Here is a 20,420-nt window from a genome sequence, read left to right on the forward strand (position 1 = left end):
AACCGTGGTTTAGGCAATGTTCTGAATACTGATATTGCTGGTTTCCACAATCTCATGGATGTCGTTGTCCAAGATTTCCTTTTTGCGGTCAGCATATTTAAGGAAGTTTTCATAGACCACATCCAATTGCAGTTTGGTGAGCTCGTAGCCTACCTTTTTGGCACGATAGGCCAAGGCGGCACGTCCACTTCTGGCGGTCAGAACAATGGAGGATTCGCTTACCCCAACATCTTTCGGATCGATGATTTCATAGGTTTCCCGCTGCTTGATCACCCCATCTTGGTGGATCCCTGAACTGTGGGCAAAGGCATTGGATCCCACAATGGCCTTATTGGGTTGCACTGGCATTCCCATTTTTTGGGAAACCATTTGGCTGGTATCCCACAACAGTTTACTGTTGATATTGGTGTCCAGGTTCAGGTAGGGGTGTTGTCTCAAAATCATGACCACTTCCTCCAATGAAGTGTTCCCTGCACGTTCCCCGATACCGTTGATGGTGCACTCAATCTGTCTTGCCCCATTGATCACCCCGGCGATGGAGTTTGCGGTGGCAAGACCTAGGTCGTTATGGCAATGGCAAGAAAGAATGGCCTTGTCGATGCCCTTTACGTTTTCCTTTAGATATTTCATTTTGGCACCATACTCCTCTGGAAGGCAATATCCAGTGGTGTCCGGGATATTCAATACGGTAGCACCAGCTTTGATGACCGCTTCACAAACTTGGGCCAAATATTCATTGTCGGTACGGCCTGCGTCCTCTGCATAAAATTCCACATCCTCAACAAAGGTCTTTGCGTAGGCTACGGCCTCAACGGCTCTTTCTATGATTTGTTCCCTAGTGGAGTTGAATTTGAACTTGATGTGGGAATCGGAAGTTCCGATACCGGTGTGTATTCTTGGCTTTTTAGCAATTTTGATGGCCTCGGCGGCCACTTCGATATCTTTTTTAACGGCACGGGTCAACCCGCAAACCGTTGCATTCTTGACCAATTTGGCAATTTCATGTACAGATTTGAAGTCGCCCGGGGATGAAATGGGAAAGCCGGCCTCGATCACATCAACCCCTAGTTGATCTAACCGTTCAGCGATGACCAATTTTTGTTCCGTGTCCAATTTGCAACCCGGAACTTGTTCTCCATCTCTTAGCGTTGTATCAAAAATTTGTACCTTATCTTTACCCATTATTCCAATCTGTTTTTCTAAGACATACGAAAATAGAGAAGGTAGGGCGAAGATGAAAAGTAGGCTGATGTTTGTTACAACGTTAAATCACACACTGAGTAGTTTAATTTGCTGAATTACAATATTTTAAATTGATTTTTTTACGATGACAAATGCCCATAAGGACGCGTTGTTCGTGTTGATAAAATCGCTTTCCAAATCGGAAAAGCGCCAATTTAAACTCTATGTTGGCCGATTGGGGGTCAATACGGATGCAAAGTTTTTGGCCCTTTTTAATCTGTTGGACAAGATGCGGAGGTATGATGAACGCCAAATTTTGGAAAGCGGCATTGTTAAAAAAGCACAACTTTCAAACCTGAAAGCACACCTTTACAAGCAAATTTTGGTAAGCTTGAGGTTGAACCCAGTGAACCAAAATGTTCGAATCCAGATCAGGGAGCAATTGGATTTTGCCACCATACTATACCAGAAAGGACTCTACAAGCAAAGCTTGAAGATTTTGGACAAGGCCAAAAGTTTTGCCATAGAAAACGAGGAAAAAAATGTGGCCTACGAAATTGTGGAGCTCGAAAAGGTAATCGAGACCCAATATATTACCCGAAGCATCCCAGACCGGGCAGATGAACTGGCGGTACAGGCCAAGGAACTCAGTGCCCATAATGTCATGACCAGTAAATTGTCCAACCTTTCCCTTCAACTGTACAGTATGATGTTGAAGGTAGGATATGTACGGAGTGACGAGGATCTTAAGATAGTAAAGAATTATTTTGAGGCACATTTGCCCAATTACGATATCGATAGTCTGGGGTTCCGGGAGAAACTATGGTTGTACAAAGCCTATTTGTGGTACAGTCTTTTGACCCAGGACTTTTTGTCAGCGTACAAATATGCCAGTAAATGGGTGGATCTCTTCAATGACAATAAAGGGATGATTCCCTTGAACCCCGTGTTCTATTTGAAAGGGAACCATTATTTATTGGAGTCCCTCTTTTTTGTAAAATATGCTTCCCAGTTCAGGGAAACCTTGGAACGGTTGGAGGAACAAGTGGAGGATCCCAATTTTCCACAAAACGACAACATTGCTTCCTTGGCATTCTTGTACATCAACACCAATAAATTGAACCTTCATTTTTTGGAAGGGACCTTTGACAAGGGACTCTATTTGGTGAATATCATTGAATACGGAATCAAAAAACACAAGGAAAGGATAGATGAGCATCACATCATGTTACTCTATTATAAAATTGCCTGTCTGTACTTCGGTAATGGTGACAACAAGAACTGTATTGTCTATCTGAAAAAGATCATTTCCAACAAGAATCTAAAAATGCGGGAGGATTTGATGTGCTTCGCCCGGGTGTTGAGCTTGGTTGCACATTATGAGGCAGGTATGGACTATCATTTGGAAGTACAGCTTAAAAGTACCTATAAGTTTTTGTTGAAAATGAACGACTTACATGCTGTTCAAAAGGAAATGATTAAATTCTTGAGAAACCTTGGGGACATCTACCCAACGGACCTCAGGAACGAGTTCCAAAAGCTGTACAACGAGTTGAAGAAATACGAGAATCACCCCTATGAAAAGAGGGCTTTTCTGTATCTGGATATCCTTTCTTGGCTGGAAAGTCATTTGGAGAACAAGCCCGTGGGGCAAATTATTCGGGAAAAGGCCATGGCCCTTACCCGGTAGTACAGGCATCCCAAAGCGGATCTTTTGGTGGCGGTGCCACAAATTTGATGTTTTCCTTGGTAACGGGATGTTCCAATTCCAAGCTTCTGGCGTGTAAATGTATACCACCGTCTTGGTTGCTTCGGTCCGCACCGTATTTAAGATCGCCTTTGATCCAGCATCCGATGGCGGCCAATTGGGCCCTAATTTGGTGGTGCCTTCCAGTTTTTAAATCTATTTCCAACAAATAGTAAGTATCCAGCTTTTGGATCAACCTGTAGTCGAGGATGGCTTTTTTACTGTTCGGTACTTCCTTAGGATGGGCATAGGATTTGTTCTGCTTTGGGTTGCGCACCATCCAATGGATTAGCGTATCGCTTTCCTTTTCGGGTGGATTTTTCACTAAGGCCCAATACGTTTTTTTGGTCTTTCCTTCGGAAAAAAGTTTGTTGAGTCTTGGAAGCGCTTTGGAGGTCTTTGCAAAAACAACAAGTCCAGAAGTAGGTCGGTCCAACCGATGGACCACACCCAAGTACACATTGCCAGGCTTGTTATATTTTTCCTTGAGGTATTCCTTGACTACATCGCTCAAAGGCGCGTCCCCTGTTTTATCGCCTTGTACAATATCGCCAACCCTTTTATTGATGACAATAAGATGGTTGTCCTCAAAAAGTACTTGGAGGTTGGATTTGTCAGATCTTAAGATTTTTGGACTGTTGGATTGTTGGATTTCGGGTTTGTTAGATTTCACGCTAGGGTTGATTTGAACTTTGAGGTCATTTTGATAATCCCATTCAGTTTTTCGATGAGTTCCTGTGTTTTTTCTTTTGAGACAAATCCCAGGTCATTTGAAATTAGAAGTTGTGTTTCCAATTCATACATGGAGCCTATTGCAATTTCCAAAAACCTTGAGAAATCTTTGTTTGATTTTCTGGAACAACCTTCTGCAATATTGGATGGAACAGAAACAGAGGCCCGTCTTAACTGATTGATGATTCCAAATTTTTCGGTTTCAGGAAATGAAGTGGTGACCTCATAAATATCTGAGCAAAATTCCTTGCTCAGCTTCCATGTGGTCAGCTCTTTAAATCGATGCATATCTGTTGATCTAAGGAGGCTGAAATTATTATGTTATCTTTTTATTGATTTTCCAATAATCAAACTATCCAATTGTCCAATAGTCTAGTATGATTCTTCCTCGTTGGGAAAATCCTTGGATTTCACATCATCCACATATTGGGAAATGGCGGCACTCATTTCATCGTAAAGATTCAAATATCTTCTGAGGAACCTTGGGTGGAACTCATGGGTCATGCCCAACATGTCGTGGACCACCAAAACCTGTCCATCGACTCCGCCTCCAGCACCAATTCCAATTACAGGAATGGAAACACTTTCCGCTACTTCCTTGGCCAATTTGGCTGGAATTTTTTCAAGAACAATGGCAAAGCAACCTAGTTCCTCCAGCAATTTGGCATCCTCCTTCAATTTGTCAGCTTCTTCCTCTTCCTTGGCTCTTACGGTGTAGGTTCCAAATTTGTAGATAGATTGCGGTGTAAGCCCCAAATGTCCCATCACGGGAATACCTGCTTCGAGAATCCGGCTGATGGAAATCTTGATTTCTGCACCACCTTCGACCTTCACGGCATGGGCACCACTCTCCTTCATGATCCTGATAGCCGAGCGTAAAGCCTCTTTGGAATCACCTTGGTAACTCCCAAAGGGGATATCCACGACCACCAGTGCTCTTTTGGCGGCACGTACCACCGAAGAAGCGTGGTATATCATTTGATCGAGGGTAATGGGCAAAGTAGTTTCATGGCCTGCCATGACATTACTGGCCGAATCACCCACCAAAATGGCGTCCACATTGGCGGCATCCACAATTTTTGCCATGGAATAGTCGTAGGAGGTCAACATGGAAATTTTTTCCCCGGTTTGTTTCATTTCTACCAAAGACTTTACCGTGACCCTTTTGTATTCTTTTTTTGCAACAGACATTATCTTCTTTATTTACCAGCTAAATGTAAGCAGATTTGTTTAATTTGGGCTTCAATCAAAAAACTAAAGAGATGAGAAAACTACTCAGCGTACTGATACTGTTTCTTTTAGCCATTGCTGTCAATGCGCAAGGTTCAAATCCATCCGAGGAAGCGACCAAAGACAAAATCAGAGGGGTGATCGAAACCTTTTTTGATGGTTTCCATAAACAGGATTCCACCATCATTAAATCAACGGTTGCCAATCATGTGGTGCTGCAGACTACAGGTAAAAATCAGGAAGGAAAAACATTGTTCAAAAACGAGGAGTTTTCCAAATTCCTGAAATCTATTGTCAGCATTCCTGATAGTGTGAAGTTTGAGGAGAAATTGACTTCCTTTTCCATTCAAATTGACCGAACCATGGCCAATGCTTGGGTGGGGTATGAATTTTGGTTGAACGATACCTTTAGCCACTGTGGTATTGACTCCTTTCAATTGGTGGATTTTGATGGGGAGTGGAAAATTGTGTATCTGATAGACACTAGGGGAAAAGAAGGGTGTTTGGATTAACAGTCACTCAAAAATACCCCAACAGCAAGACCTCCTTCGGAGGTTTCCTTGTATTTGGAACTCATATCCTTTGCAGTTTCCCACATAGTGTTCACCACTTTATCCAGAGGTACTTTGGCGTCCTTGGGGTCGGTGTCTAATGCCAATTCCGCAGCATTGATGGCCTTTATGGCACCCATGGCATTGCGTTCAATACAAGGCACCTGCACCAATCCGCCAATAGGGTCGCAGGTAAGCCCAAGATGGTGTTCCATGGCAATCTCGGCGGCCATCAATACCTGTTCAGGGGTACCACCCATGAGTTCGGTCAATCCTGCTGCGGCCATGGCCGATGAAACCCCAATTTCTGCCTGACAACCACCCATGGCAGCGGATATGGTGGCCCCTTTCTTGAAAATACTGCCCACTTCACTGGCCACTAGTAGAAACTGCTTGACATCATCAAAGTTGGCGTCGTGGTTTTCGATAACCATATAGTACATCAGCACGGCTGGGATGACCCCTGCACTTCCATTGGTGGGAGCGGTGACCACCCTGCCCAATGATGCATTCACCTCATTCACACTCAGGGCAAAACAACTGACCCATTTGATGATCTGGCGGAATTTCACCTCGGTATCCCGAATACCCTCAAGCCATTCCTGTGGATTGGAGTAGGGGACTGTCCCTTTCAGCTTTTGGTGTAGGTCATAGGCGCGTCGTCTTACGTTGAGTCCGCCTGGGAGTATGCCTTCGGTATGACAGCCCACGTACATGCACTCCAGCATGGTGTTCCATATGCTTTGTAGGCCTTCATCAATTTCCGTTGCTGTTCTCAAGGACAGCTCGTTTTCCATGACAATTTCTGAAATGGATTTCTTCTCCGTCTCACAGAAATGGAGCAGTTCGTTCCCTGTTTTAATAGGATAAGGAAAGGTTTTGAAGGTCTCCTTGTTCTCTTTGGAATGGATGAGTTCCTCTTTCACCACAAACCCACCACCAATGGAATAATAGGTTTCTTCTGAAATCTCCCCATTCGAGAGTTGAGCGGTGAAGCGAATTCCGTTGGCATGAAAAGGTAAAAATTCTTTTTTGAAGGAAATATCCTGGGTATAATCAAACGGAACTTCCCGTTTTTCACCAAAAAGTATCTTGCCTTGGTCTTTTATGCTGTCAATACTTCCTGAAATACTGTCAATGGGTACCGTCACCGGATCGGCTCCCAATAGGCCCATGGCCACGGCAATATCGGTGGCATGCCCTTTGCCTGTGAGTGAAAGCGACCCGTAAAGGGAAACCGAAACGGACTGTACTTGGTCAAAAACACCATCCTCCTCCAACTCGGCTATCCACCGTTCCGCGGCACGCCATGGGCCTAGGGTATGTGAGCTGGAAGGGCCAACCCCAATCTTGAGCATGTCAAACACACTGATACATTCCATTGGTTCAATTTATGTCTCCAAATATAACATCTTGCACCTAAAAAATTGAGAATTTCGAATTGGGAAAGGCTTCATTTTGATTTTTGATCAAACGGTGCTGGATTAAGGGCGTTCCAGAAAAATATCCTCAATTAGCTGACACCTTGTCAGATTATCGCCCGTGGCATGATCATTGACATTTCATGTCCGAAGACAAAAAGAATTTTAAACAGATATAACTTAGATACAATGAGCAAAATTATAGGTATAGACTTGGGTACGACCAACTCCTGTGTCTCTGTAATGGAGGGGAACGAACCAGTGGTGATTCCAAATGCCGAAGGTAAACGTACAACCCCATCCATGATTGCCTTTGTTGAAGGCGGGGAGATCAAAGTGGGAGACCCAGCTAAAAGACAAGCGGTAACCAATCCACACAAAACGATTTATTCCATTAAGCGGTTCATGGGTAACAAATACTCAGAATCACAAAAGGAAGCGGAAAGGGTTCCATACAAAGTGGTAAAAGGCGATAACGATACCCCAAGGGTGGATATCGATGGTCGTTTGTATACCCCACAAGAACTTTCGGCCATGATCCTTCAAAAAATGAAGAAGACTGCCGAGGACTACTTGGGACAAGATGTGACCAGGGCGGTAATCACCGTTCCTGCTTACTTTAACGACTCCCAAAGACAGGCCACCAAAGAAGCCGGTGAAATTGCCGGGCTTACCGTGGAACGTATCATTAATGAGCCAACCGCAGCCTCTTTGGCCTACGGTCTGGACAAAAAGGACAAAGACCAAAAGATTGTAGTGTTCGACTTTGGTGGTGGTACGCATGACGTTTCCATTTTGGAATTGGGTGATGGTGTATTCGAGGTTTTGGCCACAGACGGTGACACTCACTTGGGTGGTGACGACGTGGACCAAAAAATCATTGATTGGTTGGCCGAAGAGTTCAAGAAAGATGAGGACATGGATCTTAGAAAAGACCCCATGGCCCTTCAAAGATTGCGTGAAGCTGCCGAGAAAGCCAAAATCGAATTGTCCTCTTCTGCACAGACAGAGATCAACTTGCCTTACGTGACGGCAACAGCTTCTGGACCAAAACACTTGGTGAGAACGTTGACCAGGGCCAAGTTTGAGCAATTGATCGAGGATTTGGTAAAAAGAACCATCGCTCCTTGTGAGACGGCATTGAAATCTGCAGGACTTTCAAAAAGCGATATAGATGAGATCATCTTGGTAGGTGGTTCTACCCGTATCCCTGCGGTACAGGAAGCCGTTGAAAAATTCTTCGGTAAAAAACCATCCAAAGGAGTGAATCCAGATGAGGTGGTGGCCATTGGTGCCGCTATCCAAGGGGGTGTATTGACCGGAGATGTGAAGGATGTATTGCTATTGGATGTTACGCCTCTATCCTTGGGTATCGAGACCATGGGTGGTGTAATGACCAAATTAATTGAGTCCAACACGACCATTCCGACCAAGAAGTCACAAGTGTTCTCCACAGCGGCGGACAATCAACCTTCGGTAGAAATCCACGTGCTACAAGGGGAAAGACCTATGGCAGGGGACAACAAAACCATCGGAAGGTTCCACTTGGACGGTATTCCACCAGCACCAAGAGGTACCCCTCAAATTGAAGTGACCTTCGATATTGATGCCAACGGTATCATCAAGGTTTCCGCAACGGACAAAGCCACGAACAAGACCCAGGATATCCGAATCGAGGCTTCTTCAGGTTTGACCGAGGAAGAAATCAAAAAGATGAAGGCCGAAGCCGAGGCCAATGCCGAAGCGGATAAGAAAGCGAAGGAAACTGCCGATAAGTTGAACGAGGCCGACGGTATGATTTTCCAGACCGAAAAGCAGTTGAAGGAGTTTGGTGATAAATTGTCAGCCGACAAGAAAAAGCCAATTGAAGATGCTTTGGAAGAATTGAAGAAGGCTTATGAAGGTAAGGACCTTGTAGTGATCGAGCCGGCTTTGAACAAGATCAACGAAGCTTGGAAAGTAGCTTCCGAGGAAATGTACAAGGCACAAGCCGACGCAGCTCAGGCGAACGGAGCCGACACTTCTGCAGGTGCAGATAGCGCTGCCAGTGGTGGAGCCACTGAAGGCGACAATGTGGAAGACGTTGACTTCGAAGAAGTGAAATAATACACATTCAGTTATAATCAACAACAGAAAAGCCCCGATTTGAGTCGGGGCTTTTTTTATTCCAAAAGTGTTCAGGTCAGGACTATCCCATAAAAGGTGTAAGTGAAAATAGCAAAGCAATTTTTTGTATATTTAAGCATAGCACATAGGAGCACCTCAAATTCCCTCCCCCATATGATGTAAGGTGCCTGTGATTGACTAAACACTAAAATCATGAAAAACAAAGTTCGAGGGTTACTTTCTACGTTTATTATTTTCTTTTTTTGCATTACCGTGGGCCTTGCCCAAAGCTTGGATTTTAATCATAACAAACCGTATTGGAGCAGGCTGTCCTTTGACTTTCAGGACAATTTCAGGGATTCCCTGGCATTATGGCCGGAGCGTGTGATGCTCCAGATTGCCAATGAACATATTGATGCCGACGAACCTCTTTTTTTCAAGGCATATCTTACCACAGAGAAACAACCCAAGCGATATAGCAAAAGTGCGGTGTTGAATGTGGAATTGTTGGATGACAATGGAACGTTGCTGAAACGGCAATTCCATAAAATAGTAGATGGCATGGTTCAAGGGCAATTGGAACTCCCTAAAAATATGAAGTCCGGCAGCTATGCGGTCAAGGCATACACCCGTTGGTCGCAGAATTATGGTCCTGATTTCGTTGCAAAGGAGAAAATTCGGATAGGAGACTTAACAAACGGGAAAGAAATAACAAACGCTGTTTTCAAGGTGTCCATCATGCCCGAAGGTGGAACACTTTTAAATGGTCATGAGAATAGGGTCATCATCAAATTCCCTTTGGACCAGAACCTAAAAATGGTTCAAAGAGGAAGAATACTGGATGAAAACAAGCAAGAGGTGGCCCATGTTTCCTTTTACTCTTCAGGTCTGGGCACTGCCATTTTTAAACCGATGAAGGATAGTACTTATCAATTGGAATTGGAAGATGGAACGCTTTTCCCCATTCCGATGGCAGAAACAGAGGGATATCTTTTACATGTGAACAATCTGGATGAAAACAATGCCAAAATCCGGATCACTGCATCGGACAATGCCCCAAAATCTGAATTGAGGCTGATAGGAACGTCCGGGGGAATAACCTATTTTGAAAAGAAATTGAATTTCCACAATGACAAAATTTTGGATGTGGAACTTTCCAAGGCCAATTTTCCGCATGGTGTCTTTACTTTAAAATTGGTGGACAACCTTGGTTCGGAATTGGCAGACAGACCTATCTGGATAGACGGGGCTAGACTTCATATAGACATAAAACCTGTTGGCTCAGGTGCCGATACCAATCAAAAAACATACAAAATAAAGGTGACCGACCATACCAATACACCTATAAAATCACAGCTTGCCGTAAGTGTCAATCGACATCATTTGGAAACCGAAAAGAGTTTGGATGAAAATAGTGTGGAACAAAGCAGTTTGTACACTTTCTCTGAAATCTTGGACGAAAGCAAAGTGTCGACCTACAGAAAAAAAACATTTTTAAAAGATTTGGACCTTTTGTCATCTGCCAATGAGTTTGGGACCCTTTCCAAGGAAGAAGACATGACCAGCGATATCAAATTTTCATTTCAGAAGGGATTGGAGATTATGGGACATGCTTTTGATTTGAACAATACGCTATTGAGAAATACCACGATACAAGTGGTAGCCTCAAATGATAAAGATGTTTGGATCGGGGAGGTTGAAACGGATGGGCAGGGACTATTGAAATTAGACGATATCCAGATAGAAGGGGAGGCCACCTTAATATCCAGGACGAAAGGCGATGATGTGAAATCCAGATTGGTAAAGATTGTGCCCATACCCATGATGAAACAGAAAAAAAAGGTTTTAATGCCCTATGTGGCGGAAAACCCGAAACAAGTAGAAGAAGGTAAACCAACCGTTGTTTCGGAACCTTTCTATATTGATAAATCGGAAAAAATCATTGAACTGGGAGAAGTGGAAGTAGAGGGAAAAAGCGTTGAAAGGAAAAAATATACCCCGTCCTTGTATGGTATCAATTTGCCTCCAAACCGAATAAAATATCAGGATTTTGAAAAACCCAAAAGCTTACTTCAGCTACTTGCGGAACTTCCCGGGGTTATAGTAAGTGGTGTGGAAACATTAAACCCAAAGGCGAGTGTATTGGGAGCAGTAGGACCCATTTTATGGGTCGTGGATGGCTTTCCATTGTCCCAAGAAGGGACCGGAACGCAGATGGGTACCAGTTCCCAAAGTGCTCTTGTTGAAATTATGACCCTGGTCAGTGACAGGGATGTTGAAAGAATAGAATTGTTGAAAGGACCAGAAGCATCCATTTTTGGAAGCAGGGCTTCTGGAGGTGTTTTTATCATTTACACCCGGAAAGGGAACGAGTTGGAATATATTCCAAGGAAGGAAGGCCAATTGACCTTTGAAGGGTACACCACCGCTCTCGATTTTAATGAATACAAGGAAAGCCTTTCCCGAAGAAAGGGGGAAAAAATCAATTTGCTGTATTGGAACCCACAACTGGAAACCGATGAAAATGGGGAGGCGACCATAACGATCCCTCTGCCTTCCGATAATTCTGGTATCAAGATTGAAGCGAGTACCATATCGCTGGATGGAAAGATTGGGATGGCGAGTATCATAAATTAAAAAGCGGGGGCCCGCCCCCCGCTTTTTCTGTGATAACATTTTTTGGGCCTAGGCCGCATTGAGTTGGCGAATCTCCATTTCCTTTAACTTTTGCAAAGCTTCCGATTTGGAGTTCACATTCAGTTTGACGTAAATGTTCTGGATGTGAAAATTTACGGCACTGGGTGTCACGCAAAGTCGATCGGCGATCATTTTATAGGTGAATCCTTGGGTAAGCAGTTCAATGATCTGGTTCTCCTTTCGTGAGAAGGAATCAAAGGATTTGGTCTGGAACGAGCTGATGATTTTCTTCGCCACGTCCAGTTCCAAGGCCACACCATGCTGTCCCAATGCATCGAGCGCATGGAACAATCGCTCTTTGGTCAATGGTTTGATGAGGTAACCGCACGCCCCTTTTTTAAAGGCTTCCTTAATGAGCTTAAAGTCGTTCTTTTTACTCATCATCAAGACCTTGAGGTCTTCGTTCTTTTTGTGGAAATACTCCAGTCCGTCAATGCCGGTAATACTGTTCAATTGGGCCTCGCAAAGGATCACGTCCGGTATGGAGCGACCAAAATTGGACAGCAGTTCATGCACCGATTTGTAGATTCCATGCAGCTCGTAGGTTACATCATCGTTAAAATAAAGCCTGTAGATGGGGTCCAGTGCTTCATCATTGTCGATGATGGCAATTTTTACTGTGTTAGTTTTCATGATAAGAAAGATTTGGGGGATTAATTCTTTTACATTTTTTAAACTTTAAAGGTTAACATAGGACAAATGGAGTCCTTTCCGCAGTTTGAACGGATTAAGTTTTGATAAAACCAATGGGGCACAAAGTTTTGTCAAACAGAAACTTGCGCTATGGAAATACCAGGGCTTAAAAATTCAAACCAGGTACAATCCCTTTGGGATTGGATCAAAAATTGGGTTTAGTCGAGGTAGGGTTTACCTCGTTGGAAAGCTATTCCAAATGGGACTTTGGGATGCCTTTTTTCCGAGTGTTGTAGTTTTTCTTCATGACTAATAGATTTGGGATTGTATTATTTCAAGAGTCAAATTAGAATTTTTTAGAATGCAATAGAATTTTTTGTAGTGTTTTTCGTTCAACTGCACTTATGAAATATCGTTATAACGTGCATTTTGTCCGATAAAATACATGTAACCTATTGATACGTAGTGGTGTAAATAAAAAAATAGGGTGCCGTCCCATCAGCACCCTATTCTTGGTAAAATCGGTCAGATTGAAATAATACAACCCGCTTTCTATGATAGACTGTCAGTTCCCCCTGTCTTTCTTATCATGGTCATGAGTGTTTCGATTCTCGGCTAAGTGAAACAGCTTCATTATGACACTTCAGGTAGTTGACCGATTCCGTGTAGTAAGTTATTCAGTTTATTGTTGGTCCTCGTACGATGTGGTTGCGTACTCGGAACTTGTGTTCATTACGGTTTGGAGACCGGCATCACTTTCCGCAACATCGTTGTACCCATCTTGCTTATTGGAACGTCCGTAGGCTACGGTATATTGTGAAATGGTGTTGTTGAAACCTCTGTTGGACACGACCAACCCTAATTTCTTCTCTGGACTCAGTTGGATGGCATACTCATCGCTCTTGCTGTTGATATGGCCACCTAGGTTTACGGATGGGGTCAATGTGTTCTGTACCACTTGGGTGGCGTAAAGGTCAAGACCTCCATATCCTTCCCTACCTTCGGAAGCGAAGAACAATAATGTACCATTGTAAATGCTGGGATACAACTCATCTTCCTTGGTATTCACTTTGGGTCCCAGGTTTTTGGATACACCCAAGCTACCATCGGCCTTAATATCGGCCACGTAGATGTCATATTTTCCATAGCTTCCTTTCATGTTGGAAGCGAAGAACAATCTTTTTCCATCCTCTGAAACCGTTGGATGTTTTGCTGAATAGTGGTTGGGACACACATCCATTTTGGTAATGTTGGTCCATTCACCATTGACTTTTTCAGCTCGGTAAATTTCATGTACCAATTCTTTCTTGGAGAAAACACCGTAAAGTGGTTTTTGGTACGAAGCTTTGCTGAAGTAGGCTGTTTTACCATCTTTTGTGATGGACATGGATGGGACATAACCATCTACCGAGGATACTCCACCTTCCATATTGTCGGTTAGCATTTCTTTTGCCATTTGGCCAAAAGTGGTTTGGCTTGCAAAAATCATTCCTGTAACAAGTAGGCTGTATAAGATTGAACGTGTCATGATGTATTGATTTGGGGGTTAATACATGACAAAGATCAAAAAGAATTCAAGGGAATACTTATGAATTTTTCATAGGTTTTTAATTTTAACGATTAAAAAGTGCAGTTTATCGAATATTTTTTACCGTTTTTTCAAATGAAAAGCATCGATGGTACTGTTTAACGGAATTTTTGGTCGTTCATCAGTGGCTCTGCAAATCAAAAAGATTGATTTTCATTACTTTAAAATAACAAAGAAGTCCCTTAACCCACTAAGGATGCTTTGGACGGCATAAGAAGCCAAGATCAATCCCATGACCTTGCTGATAACGGTAATGCCATATTCGCCGATGCGTTTCTGCACCACATTTGCGGCCAAGAGAATCGTCATGGTTATGGCTATCACCACCAATACCAGAAAAGTGGTTATGGCCTGCTGCTGTATGGAATAAATATGATTGTCGGTCAAGAGCACTACTGCCATAATGGCCCCGGGTGATGCAATGGATGGAATGGCCATAGGAAATATGGTGACATGTTTATAATCCGTAATGTGGTGTTTTTCGGATTGTGGTTTTCCTTCCCCGAAGATCATCGTCAAGGCAAAAAGAAACAGAATGACCCCACCGGATATCTGGAAAGCATCCAAGGTAACATCCATGCCCTCCAAAATCACCTGTCCTACCAGAATGAAGAAGAGCAAGATGGCAAACGCAACAATGGAAGCCCTGATGGCTACCTTTTTCTTATGTCGCTCACTAAACTGTTTGGTGGCCTCCAAATACACAGGTACCGATCCAAGAGGGTCGATTACGGCGATAAGGAAAAGAATGGTGGTCAGAATTTCTGTGATCATAGGAATGAGTTGGAATACCAAAAATAAGGGTTTTGGGAACGTCAATCTTTGGAATGGAACAGCTTTTTAATGCCTTTGGGTGGTTCAAAACGATACCCAAAGTAAAGCAAGCCGTAGAATTGGTCCGTTTCAACGTTGGAGGCATCATCCTCGTTGTACCAATCCGCACTGAAATTGAGGTTGATACCGAATATGACCTTTTCCGAGCTAAAGCCCAAGTTGATGCCCCCTGCCAAATTCTTGGTAAAGTAGGTGTTCTTTTCCACTTCGGGAGGAGTATCGGTCCGGATTTCATATCTCGAGGTCTTGATGCCCAATGAAGGGGAAATGTTTCCGGATAGGAACCAGTTGTCGTGCAATACAAACGTATAATAATAGGAAGGGGCCAAACGAACGTTGAAGAACTTTTCAACGGCATCGACACTTTCCTCCTTCAACCTGAAAAGGGTATAATCGTAATACAATGAAGCCACAAGACTTCCACTGCTTTTACGCTGCCATTCGTTTTGGTATACGATGTTCCTATATGAAAAATCAGGATTGAAGACATACGAAGTGGACATACCATAAAGGGTATTGCCCAAACCCTCAAATTGGAGGTAAGGGTTCGTCCCCTTGGTCCAATCTGGCACAAAATCCCTAGTATTCCTTACATAATACCCTTTGACGTTGCTGTAGGTAAGGCTTTGCACCCATTTGCCAAGAAAAAAACGAAAACGATAATCGGTAAAGGAAGATGTTCCCTTCAAATCCTCGTCCGAATTGGCGCCGAGAAATTTGGGCACCACACCTATGCTAACCCCGATGAACTCGTAGTCCAACGACAAGAACAACCGGTACCTGTTGTTGGGCAATAAATGAAGACGGGAGCCATCTTCCCTGTTTTTGTACAAGATAACATCGGACCTGGTATCTACATTGGCCTTTAAAATGATCTTGTCCGTGTAGTTGATGATTCGGGTAGTATCCGTTTGTGAATGACCAAAAGTCAACAGAAAGAAGGCACAAACACACATTGGCCATAAGGCAGGGAAAAGTTTGTTCCAAGCATGTGATAGAGTGACCATGTGGCCAATATACGGAGCATTTGCATCATTTCTTCATATACCCCTGTGATTCAAGATGTTTTGTCCTTTTGTTATTTGTTGACAAACGGGATTTGTTTTCGATTCTTCCATACCAATATGACACAAAAAATAAAGGTAACGAGCGCTAATGTGAATAAGGTGCCTCCATCATTTTGGACCACGACACCAAGCTTTGTGATATGGGAAAACAGCGCGCCGCTCATGATGCCTACTCCCAAGATGGCTCCAAGCCATGTAGTTCTGGGTACGAGGATGAGAATCGCCACAATCAGTTCCACGACCCCAAGCCCGATCCTGCCTACGGGTTCCAGTCCCAAGGTTTCAAAGATATGGATGGATTCCGGTGCTCCGGAAAATTTAAAATAAAGGGTTTGTAACAAGATGACCGCAGGTACAATTCTAAGGGCCATATCAAGGATGGATTTTGATTTCATGATGATGGTGTTTGTTCATTTGACATTATAGTCGTAAAAATCCGTCAATGTTAACGCCGTCACTTTTAGGTCAATAATGCGGGCTATCGTGACATTTATCATACTATTTTGACCGTCTAGTCCGTAGGTTTGTGACCAGTATCAACTTTACAGCAACTGATGCTTGTTCACACTACCATTACAGGTGAAAAAAGTCATTTACTGTCTAAAAATCTGTACAAATGAAAAATCTCTTTTTTTTGATGTGCGCCTACCTCTGTACAACAGCAATGTTTTCGCAAGCAGGACACATCATGCAAGGTGTGGGTTCGGTGAATATGTCCATGGGTGGAGCAGCCACTGCACAACCACTGGATATTTCTGGAGCGCTCCATTGGAACCCTGCGACCATTTCGACCTTTGACGACACTATCCTAAAACTGGATGTTGGGTTGTTCTTTTCTTCTCCTGAACTGAGTTCTACCGTTCCTGAATTTGATGGTGAGGGACAACCCACCGGAAATTTCTTCAGCGGAACCACCGAGGATGATCGTGGTGTTTCCCCAATGCCTGCATTGGCTATGGTTTGGGGCAAGCCAGAGAGCAAGCACACTTTTGGTGCTTCCATTTTCGGGATCAGTGGTTTTGGGGTAACTTTTCCGGAAAGCACTTCCAACCCCATCAACATGCCACAGAGCATGGGTGGTTTTGGACGGGTGGAATCAGATTACATGCTGCTCCAAATTGGATTGGCATGGGCCTATGAATTGACCGATGAGTTTTCTTTCGGTATTCAACCTACCATTGATTATGCGGCATTGGAATTGATGCCCAACCCAACGGCCAACCCCACACAAGCTGGGTATCCTTCTACAGACAAGGCTTCAGCCATTGGATTTGGTGGTCAAGTGGGTCTTTTTTACAATTCCCCTTCGGGCATTAAAGCAGGGGTTTCCTATAAAACCACCCAATATTTCGGGGATTTTGATTTGGACAACACCTATTTGGACGGTACCACAGGAACCAACTCCTTCAATATGGATTACCCTGCCATTTTATCCTTTGGTTTGGGCTATTCCTTGGGCTTTATTGATTTGGCCTTGGATTACAGGATCGTGGATTACGAAAACACCGATGGTTTTTCTTCCGTTGGATGGACAGAAACAGCCTCCGTACAGGGATTTGGCTGGAAGAACATCAATATCGTTTCCGCTGGTTTGCAGTACAAGGGTATCAACAAGTTTCCGATACGGGTAGGGTATACCTATAGTTCCAACCCTATCGATAGCGATGTGGCCTTTTTTAATATTCCCGCGACCGCTATCATCAAAAATGCTTTTCAAGTGGGATTTAGCTACGAGTTCAGTGATAAGTTCACCATGGATGCCCTTTACCATTATGGTTCCAGTGGAGGATCTACCTCAGGTCCATTGTTGAACCCTCAATTTGCACAAGCGTACCCACCTTATGGTGCCATTCCGGGAAGCGCAGTGTCTTATGACATGACCACTTCCATGATTGGAATTGGCGCATCAATCAAATTATGAGATAACGGAAAATAACCGACCAACACAAGAAAGCCCCCAAATTTGGGGGCTTTTTCATTTGATGTTATAGTTCGATGTCCAATGCGATGGGGCAGTGGTCCGAGCCCAGCACATTCGGAAATATTTCAACGGATTTCACTTTTTCCATAAGATTGGGACTCACCAAAAAATAATCGATGCGCCACCCCACATTGCGCTCCCTAGCCTTAAAACGGTAGCTCCAATATGTGTAGGCTTCCTCATCTGGGTGCAGCTGTCGGAAAGAATCCACAAAACCTGAATTCAAAAAATTGTCCATTCCATCGATTTCAATTTGGGTATACCCCGCTGTTTTGTTGTAGTTGGATTTATCGTTTTTTAGATCAATAGGTCGATGTGCCACATTAAAATCCCCACAAACGATAACAGGTTTTTTGGTCTCTAAATCTTTCAAGTAGGCCAGAAAATCCGCATCCCATGTCTTTCGATAATCCAAACGATCCAGTTGCTGCCCAGAATTGGGTACGTATACATTCACCAGATAAAAGTTGTCGTATTCCGCACATTGGATCCTTCCTTCGGTATCGTGCTCCGGAACACCCATGTCATTGTTGATGGACAATGGTTTTTGTTTGCTCAGCAGAGCAGTCCCGGAATATCCTTTTCTTTCGGCAGAGTTAAAATAGGAAACATAATTCCCCATAACGGAAAGCTCGTTTTCCACTTCATGTTCCTGTGCTTTGGTCTCTTGCAAGCAAAGAATATCGGGTTCCAGATTTTTGATGTTTTCAAAAAAATCCTTTTTTACAACGGCCCTCACACCGTTCACGTTCCAAGAAATGATTCGCATGGCTTCTGCTTTAGACTTAATGGTTAAAGATAGGGAAATAGGATGGTCCTGGAAAGGCAAATAATGATACCAGGATGTTTAAAAACACAAGTGGGGCACTGACCTAGATCATAGTATACAGCATCACCTAACAGTATTTTTATGGAATAAATAATTTGGGGTATATGAAACTTTCTGCCAACGCCATTCAGTTGCTCGAAGCAAGGTATTTCCTAAAAAATACCGAAGGAAGGATTGTGGAATCCCCGGAACAATTGTTTAAGCGGGTGGCCAAACATATCGCGAGTGTTGAAGAGGATAAGGCCGCATGGGAAAATCGTTTCTATGATTTGATGGCCCATCTCTATTTTTTGCCCAATTCGCCCACTTTGATGAACGCCGGACCGCCAAACGGACAGTTGAGCGCCTGTTTTGTGTTACCGGTGGAAGATAGTTTGGAAGGTATTTTTTCCACGTTGAAGGATATGGCATTGATTCATCAGAGTGGAGGGGGAACGGGGTATAACTTTTCCAAACTTCGTCCTCAAGGTGACCGTGTCTCAGCGTCGGGTGGAACTTCTTCAGGTCCTTTGGCGTTTATCAAAGTATACGATACAGCAACCGAACAGGTAAGGCAAGGTGGCAAGAGAAGAGGGGCGAATATGGGTATTTTGAATGTAGACCATCCCGATATCGAAGCTTTCATCACGGCAAAATCAAAAGGGGACGAACTTCAAAATTTCAATCTTTCCGTTGGGATTTTGGATAGTTTCATGAGGGCGGTGCAAAATGATGATACTTGGAATTTGATCAACCCAAGGAACAACAAAATTACCAAGACCATAAGGGCCAAAGAACTGTGGGATTTGATCATTTCGCAGGCATGGGCCACAGGGGATCCTGGGTTGATTTTTTTGGACACCATCAACAAACATAACCCTTTACCCAAACTTGGTAAAATACAAAGCACCAACCCTTGTGGTGAAGTTCCCTTGTTTGAATACGAAAGCTGTAATCTGGGATCGTTGAACCTTTCAAAAATGGTCAAACATGAGAATGGTATATGGCAGGTGGATTGGAAGACATTGGAACATTGTGTTCAAGTTTCCATGCGATTTTTGGATAATGTCATTTCAGTCAACCATTATCTGCTTTCCCAAATAGAAACCGTGACCAAGAACAACCGAAAAGTGGGTCTGGGCCTTATGGGGTGGGCAGAATTGTTGGCCATTTTGGACATACCCTATGCTTCGGACAAGGCTGTGGAGTTGGGAGAAAAAATTATGCGGTTCATTCAGGCAAAAAGCTACGAAACCTCAGAAGCGTTAGCAAAGGAATGGGGAGCGTTTCCCAATTGGGAAGAAAGTATTTTCAGTCCCAAGACTCCTCTGAGGAATGCCACTTGTAATAGTATTGCGCCTACAGGCAGTATTTCGGTGATTGCCGATACATCCTATTCCATCGAACCTTTGTATGCCTTGGCATACAAGCGGGTGGGTATCTTGGAAAACGAGACCCAGTTGGAGATCAATCCAGTATTTGTTTCGAAGATGAAAAAGTTGGGATTTTGGAATGAAAGTTTAAAAAATGAAGTGTTATCCTCTGGAAGCATCCAACATCTGGTCACTTTGCCATCAGAAGTCAGAAAGCTCTTCGAAACCAGTCTTGAGATACCTTGGCAATACCATTTACAGCACCAAAGGGCCTTCCAGAAATACACGGACAATGCTGTATCCAAGACCATCAATTTAAGCCATGAAACAGATACGGATACCATCTCTGAAATTTACCGCACTGCCTGGGAATATGGACTAAAGGGTATAACTGTTTATAGGGATGGCAGCAAGGCCAACCAAGTGCTACAGGCCTGTCAGTTAAATAGAAGTGCCAACTGCTAGACGGG

Annotated in this window: 17 protein-coding genes; 6 read left to right on the forward strand and 11 right to left on the reverse strand. The window is 43.6% G+C overall.

The window, feature by feature from the left end; genetic code table 11:
- Positions 1 to 9 precede the first annotated feature (9 nt).
- Complete coding sequence (locus D2U88_RS15105) at positions 10 to 1,182, reverse strand: 2-isopropylmalate synthase (protein WP_119641373.1); 1,173 nt, start codon at positions 1,180 to 1,182, stop codon at positions 10 to 12.
- 145 nt (positions 1,183 to 1,327) lie between these two features.
- Between D2U88_RS15105 and D2U88_RS15110 the strand changes: the two genes are divergently transcribed.
- Positions 1,328 to 2,872, forward strand: a complete 1,545-nt coding sequence (locus tag D2U88_RS15110; protein ID WP_119641374.1) for a hypothetical protein — start codon at positions 1,328 to 1,330, stop codon at positions 2,870 to 2,872.
- On the opposite strand, the gene D2U88_RS15115 is transcribed toward D2U88_RS15110, so the two are convergent.
- The 3 genes from D2U88_RS15115 to panB all read right to left on the reverse strand — a co-directional run bounded on the left by D2U88_RS15115 (position 2,862) and on the right by panB (position 4,852).
- The gene (locus D2U88_RS15115; protein ID WP_119641375.1) at positions 2,862 to 3,602 is read right to left on the reverse strand and encodes an RluA family pseudouridine synthase; all 741 of its coding nucleotides are present in this window, start codon (positions 3,600 to 3,602) and stop codon (positions 2,862 to 2,864) included. The two genes, D2U88_RS15110 and D2U88_RS15115, sit on opposite strands and share 11 nt — an antisense overlap.
- Positions 3,599 to 3,949 carry a four helix bundle protein gene (locus tag D2U88_RS15120; RefSeq protein WP_119641376.1) on the reverse strand — a complete coding sequence of 117 codons (351 nt, stop codon included), beginning with the start codon at positions 3,947 to 3,949 and terminating at the stop codon, positions 3,599 to 3,601. The genes D2U88_RS15115 and D2U88_RS15120 overlap by 4 nt, the downstream gene beginning before the upstream one ends.
- 84 nt (positions 3,950 to 4,033) lie before the next feature.
- Positions 4,034 to 4,852: a 3-methyl-2-oxobutanoate hydroxymethyltransferase gene (gene panB, locus D2U88_RS15125; RefSeq protein WP_119641377.1), complete on the reverse strand. Its 819-nt coding sequence runs from the start codon at positions 4,850 to 4,852 to the stop codon at positions 4,034 to 4,036.
- Between the two features lie 71 nt (positions 4,853 to 4,923).
- Between panB and D2U88_RS15130 the strand changes: the two genes are divergently transcribed.
- Entirely contained in the window at positions 4,924 to 5,403 is a 480-nt protein-coding gene (locus D2U88_RS15130; protein WP_119641378.1) for a nuclear transport factor 2 family protein, read from the forward strand.
- Here D2U88_RS15130 and D2U88_RS15135 read toward each other — a convergent pair.
- Entirely contained in the window at positions 5,400 to 6,824 is a 1,425-nt protein-coding gene (locus D2U88_RS15135) for an L-serine ammonia-lyase (protein WP_119641379.1), read from the reverse strand. The two genes, D2U88_RS15130 and D2U88_RS15135, sit on opposite strands and share 4 nt — an antisense overlap.
- Before the next feature lie 228 nt (positions 6,825 to 7,052).
- On the opposite strand from D2U88_RS15135, the gene dnaK reads away from it, so the two are divergent.
- Together dnaK and D2U88_RS15145 are read left to right on the forward strand one after the other, a co-directional pair.
- Positions 7,053 to 8,969 carry a molecular chaperone DnaK gene (gene dnaK / locus D2U88_RS15140; RefSeq protein WP_119641380.1) on the forward strand — a complete coding sequence of 639 codons (1,917 nt, stop codon included), beginning with the start codon at positions 7,053 to 7,055 and terminating at the stop codon, positions 8,967 to 8,969.
- A 213-nt stretch (positions 8,970 to 9,182) separates the two neighbouring features.
- Entirely contained in the window at positions 9,183 to 11,606 is a 2,424-nt protein-coding gene (locus D2U88_RS15145; RefSeq protein ID WP_119641381.1) for a TonB-dependent receptor, read from the forward strand.
- A 48-nt stretch (positions 11,607 to 11,654) separates the two neighbouring features.
- Here the strand turns inward: D2U88_RS15145 and D2U88_RS15150 are convergent, their stop codons facing one another.
- From D2U88_RS15150 to D2U88_RS15175, 5 genes are all read right to left on the reverse strand, one after another.
- Complete coding sequence (locus D2U88_RS15150) at positions 11,655 to 12,299, reverse strand: response regulator transcription factor (protein WP_119641382.1); 645 nt, start codon at positions 12,297 to 12,299, stop codon at positions 11,655 to 11,657.
- Positions 12,300 to 12,981: 682 nt separating this feature from the next.
- Positions 12,982 to 13,827, reverse strand: a complete 846-nt coding sequence (locus D2U88_RS15160; RefSeq protein ID WP_119641384.1) for a TolB family protein — start codon at positions 13,825 to 13,827, stop codon at positions 12,982 to 12,984.
- Positions 13,828 to 14,043: 216 nt separating this feature from the next.
- Positions 14,044 to 14,658 (reverse strand): MarC family protein, encoded by a 615-nt coding sequence (locus D2U88_RS15165; protein WP_119641841.1) that lies wholly within the window; start codon positions 14,656 to 14,658, stop codon positions 14,044 to 14,046.
- Between the two features lie 44 nt (positions 14,659 to 14,702).
- Positions 14,703 to 15,728: a DUF4421 family protein gene (locus tag D2U88_RS15170; protein ID WP_119641385.1), complete on the reverse strand. Its 1,026-nt coding sequence runs from the start codon at positions 15,726 to 15,728 to the stop codon at positions 14,703 to 14,705.
- 71 nt (positions 15,729 to 15,799) lie between these two features.
- Complete coding sequence (locus D2U88_RS15175; protein ID WP_119641386.1) at positions 15,800 to 16,183, reverse strand: DoxX family protein; 384 nt, start codon at positions 16,181 to 16,183, stop codon at positions 15,800 to 15,802.
- 221 nt (positions 16,184 to 16,404) lie between these two features.
- Between D2U88_RS15175 and D2U88_RS15180 the strand changes: the two genes are divergently transcribed.
- Positions 16,405 to 17,709 (forward strand): OmpP1/FadL family transporter, encoded by a 1,305-nt coding sequence (locus tag D2U88_RS15180; RefSeq protein ID WP_119641387.1) that lies wholly within the window; start codon positions 16,405 to 16,407, stop codon positions 17,707 to 17,709.
- Between the two features lie 64 nt (positions 17,710 to 17,773).
- Here the strand turns inward: D2U88_RS15180 and D2U88_RS15185 are convergent, their stop codons facing one another.
- Entirely contained in the window at positions 17,774 to 18,538 is a 765-nt protein-coding gene (locus D2U88_RS15185) for an exodeoxyribonuclease III (RefSeq protein WP_119641388.1), read from the reverse strand.
- A gap of 164 nt (positions 18,539 to 18,702) precedes the next feature.
- On the opposite strand from D2U88_RS15185, the gene D2U88_RS15190 reads away from it, so the two are divergent.
- Positions 18,703 to 20,415, forward strand: a complete 1,713-nt coding sequence (locus tag D2U88_RS15190) for an adenosylcobalamin-dependent ribonucleoside-diphosphate reductase (protein ID WP_119641389.1) — start codon at positions 18,703 to 18,705, stop codon at positions 20,413 to 20,415.
- The last annotated feature ends 5 nt before the right edge of the window (positions 20,416 to 20,420 follow it).

Origin of the sequence: Flagellimonas aequoris (genome assembly GCF_003584165.1) — a bacterium.
GTDB classification, from domain to species: Bacteria; Bacteroidota; Bacteroidia; order Flavobacteriales; family Flavobacteriaceae; genus Flagellimonas; species Flagellimonas aequoris.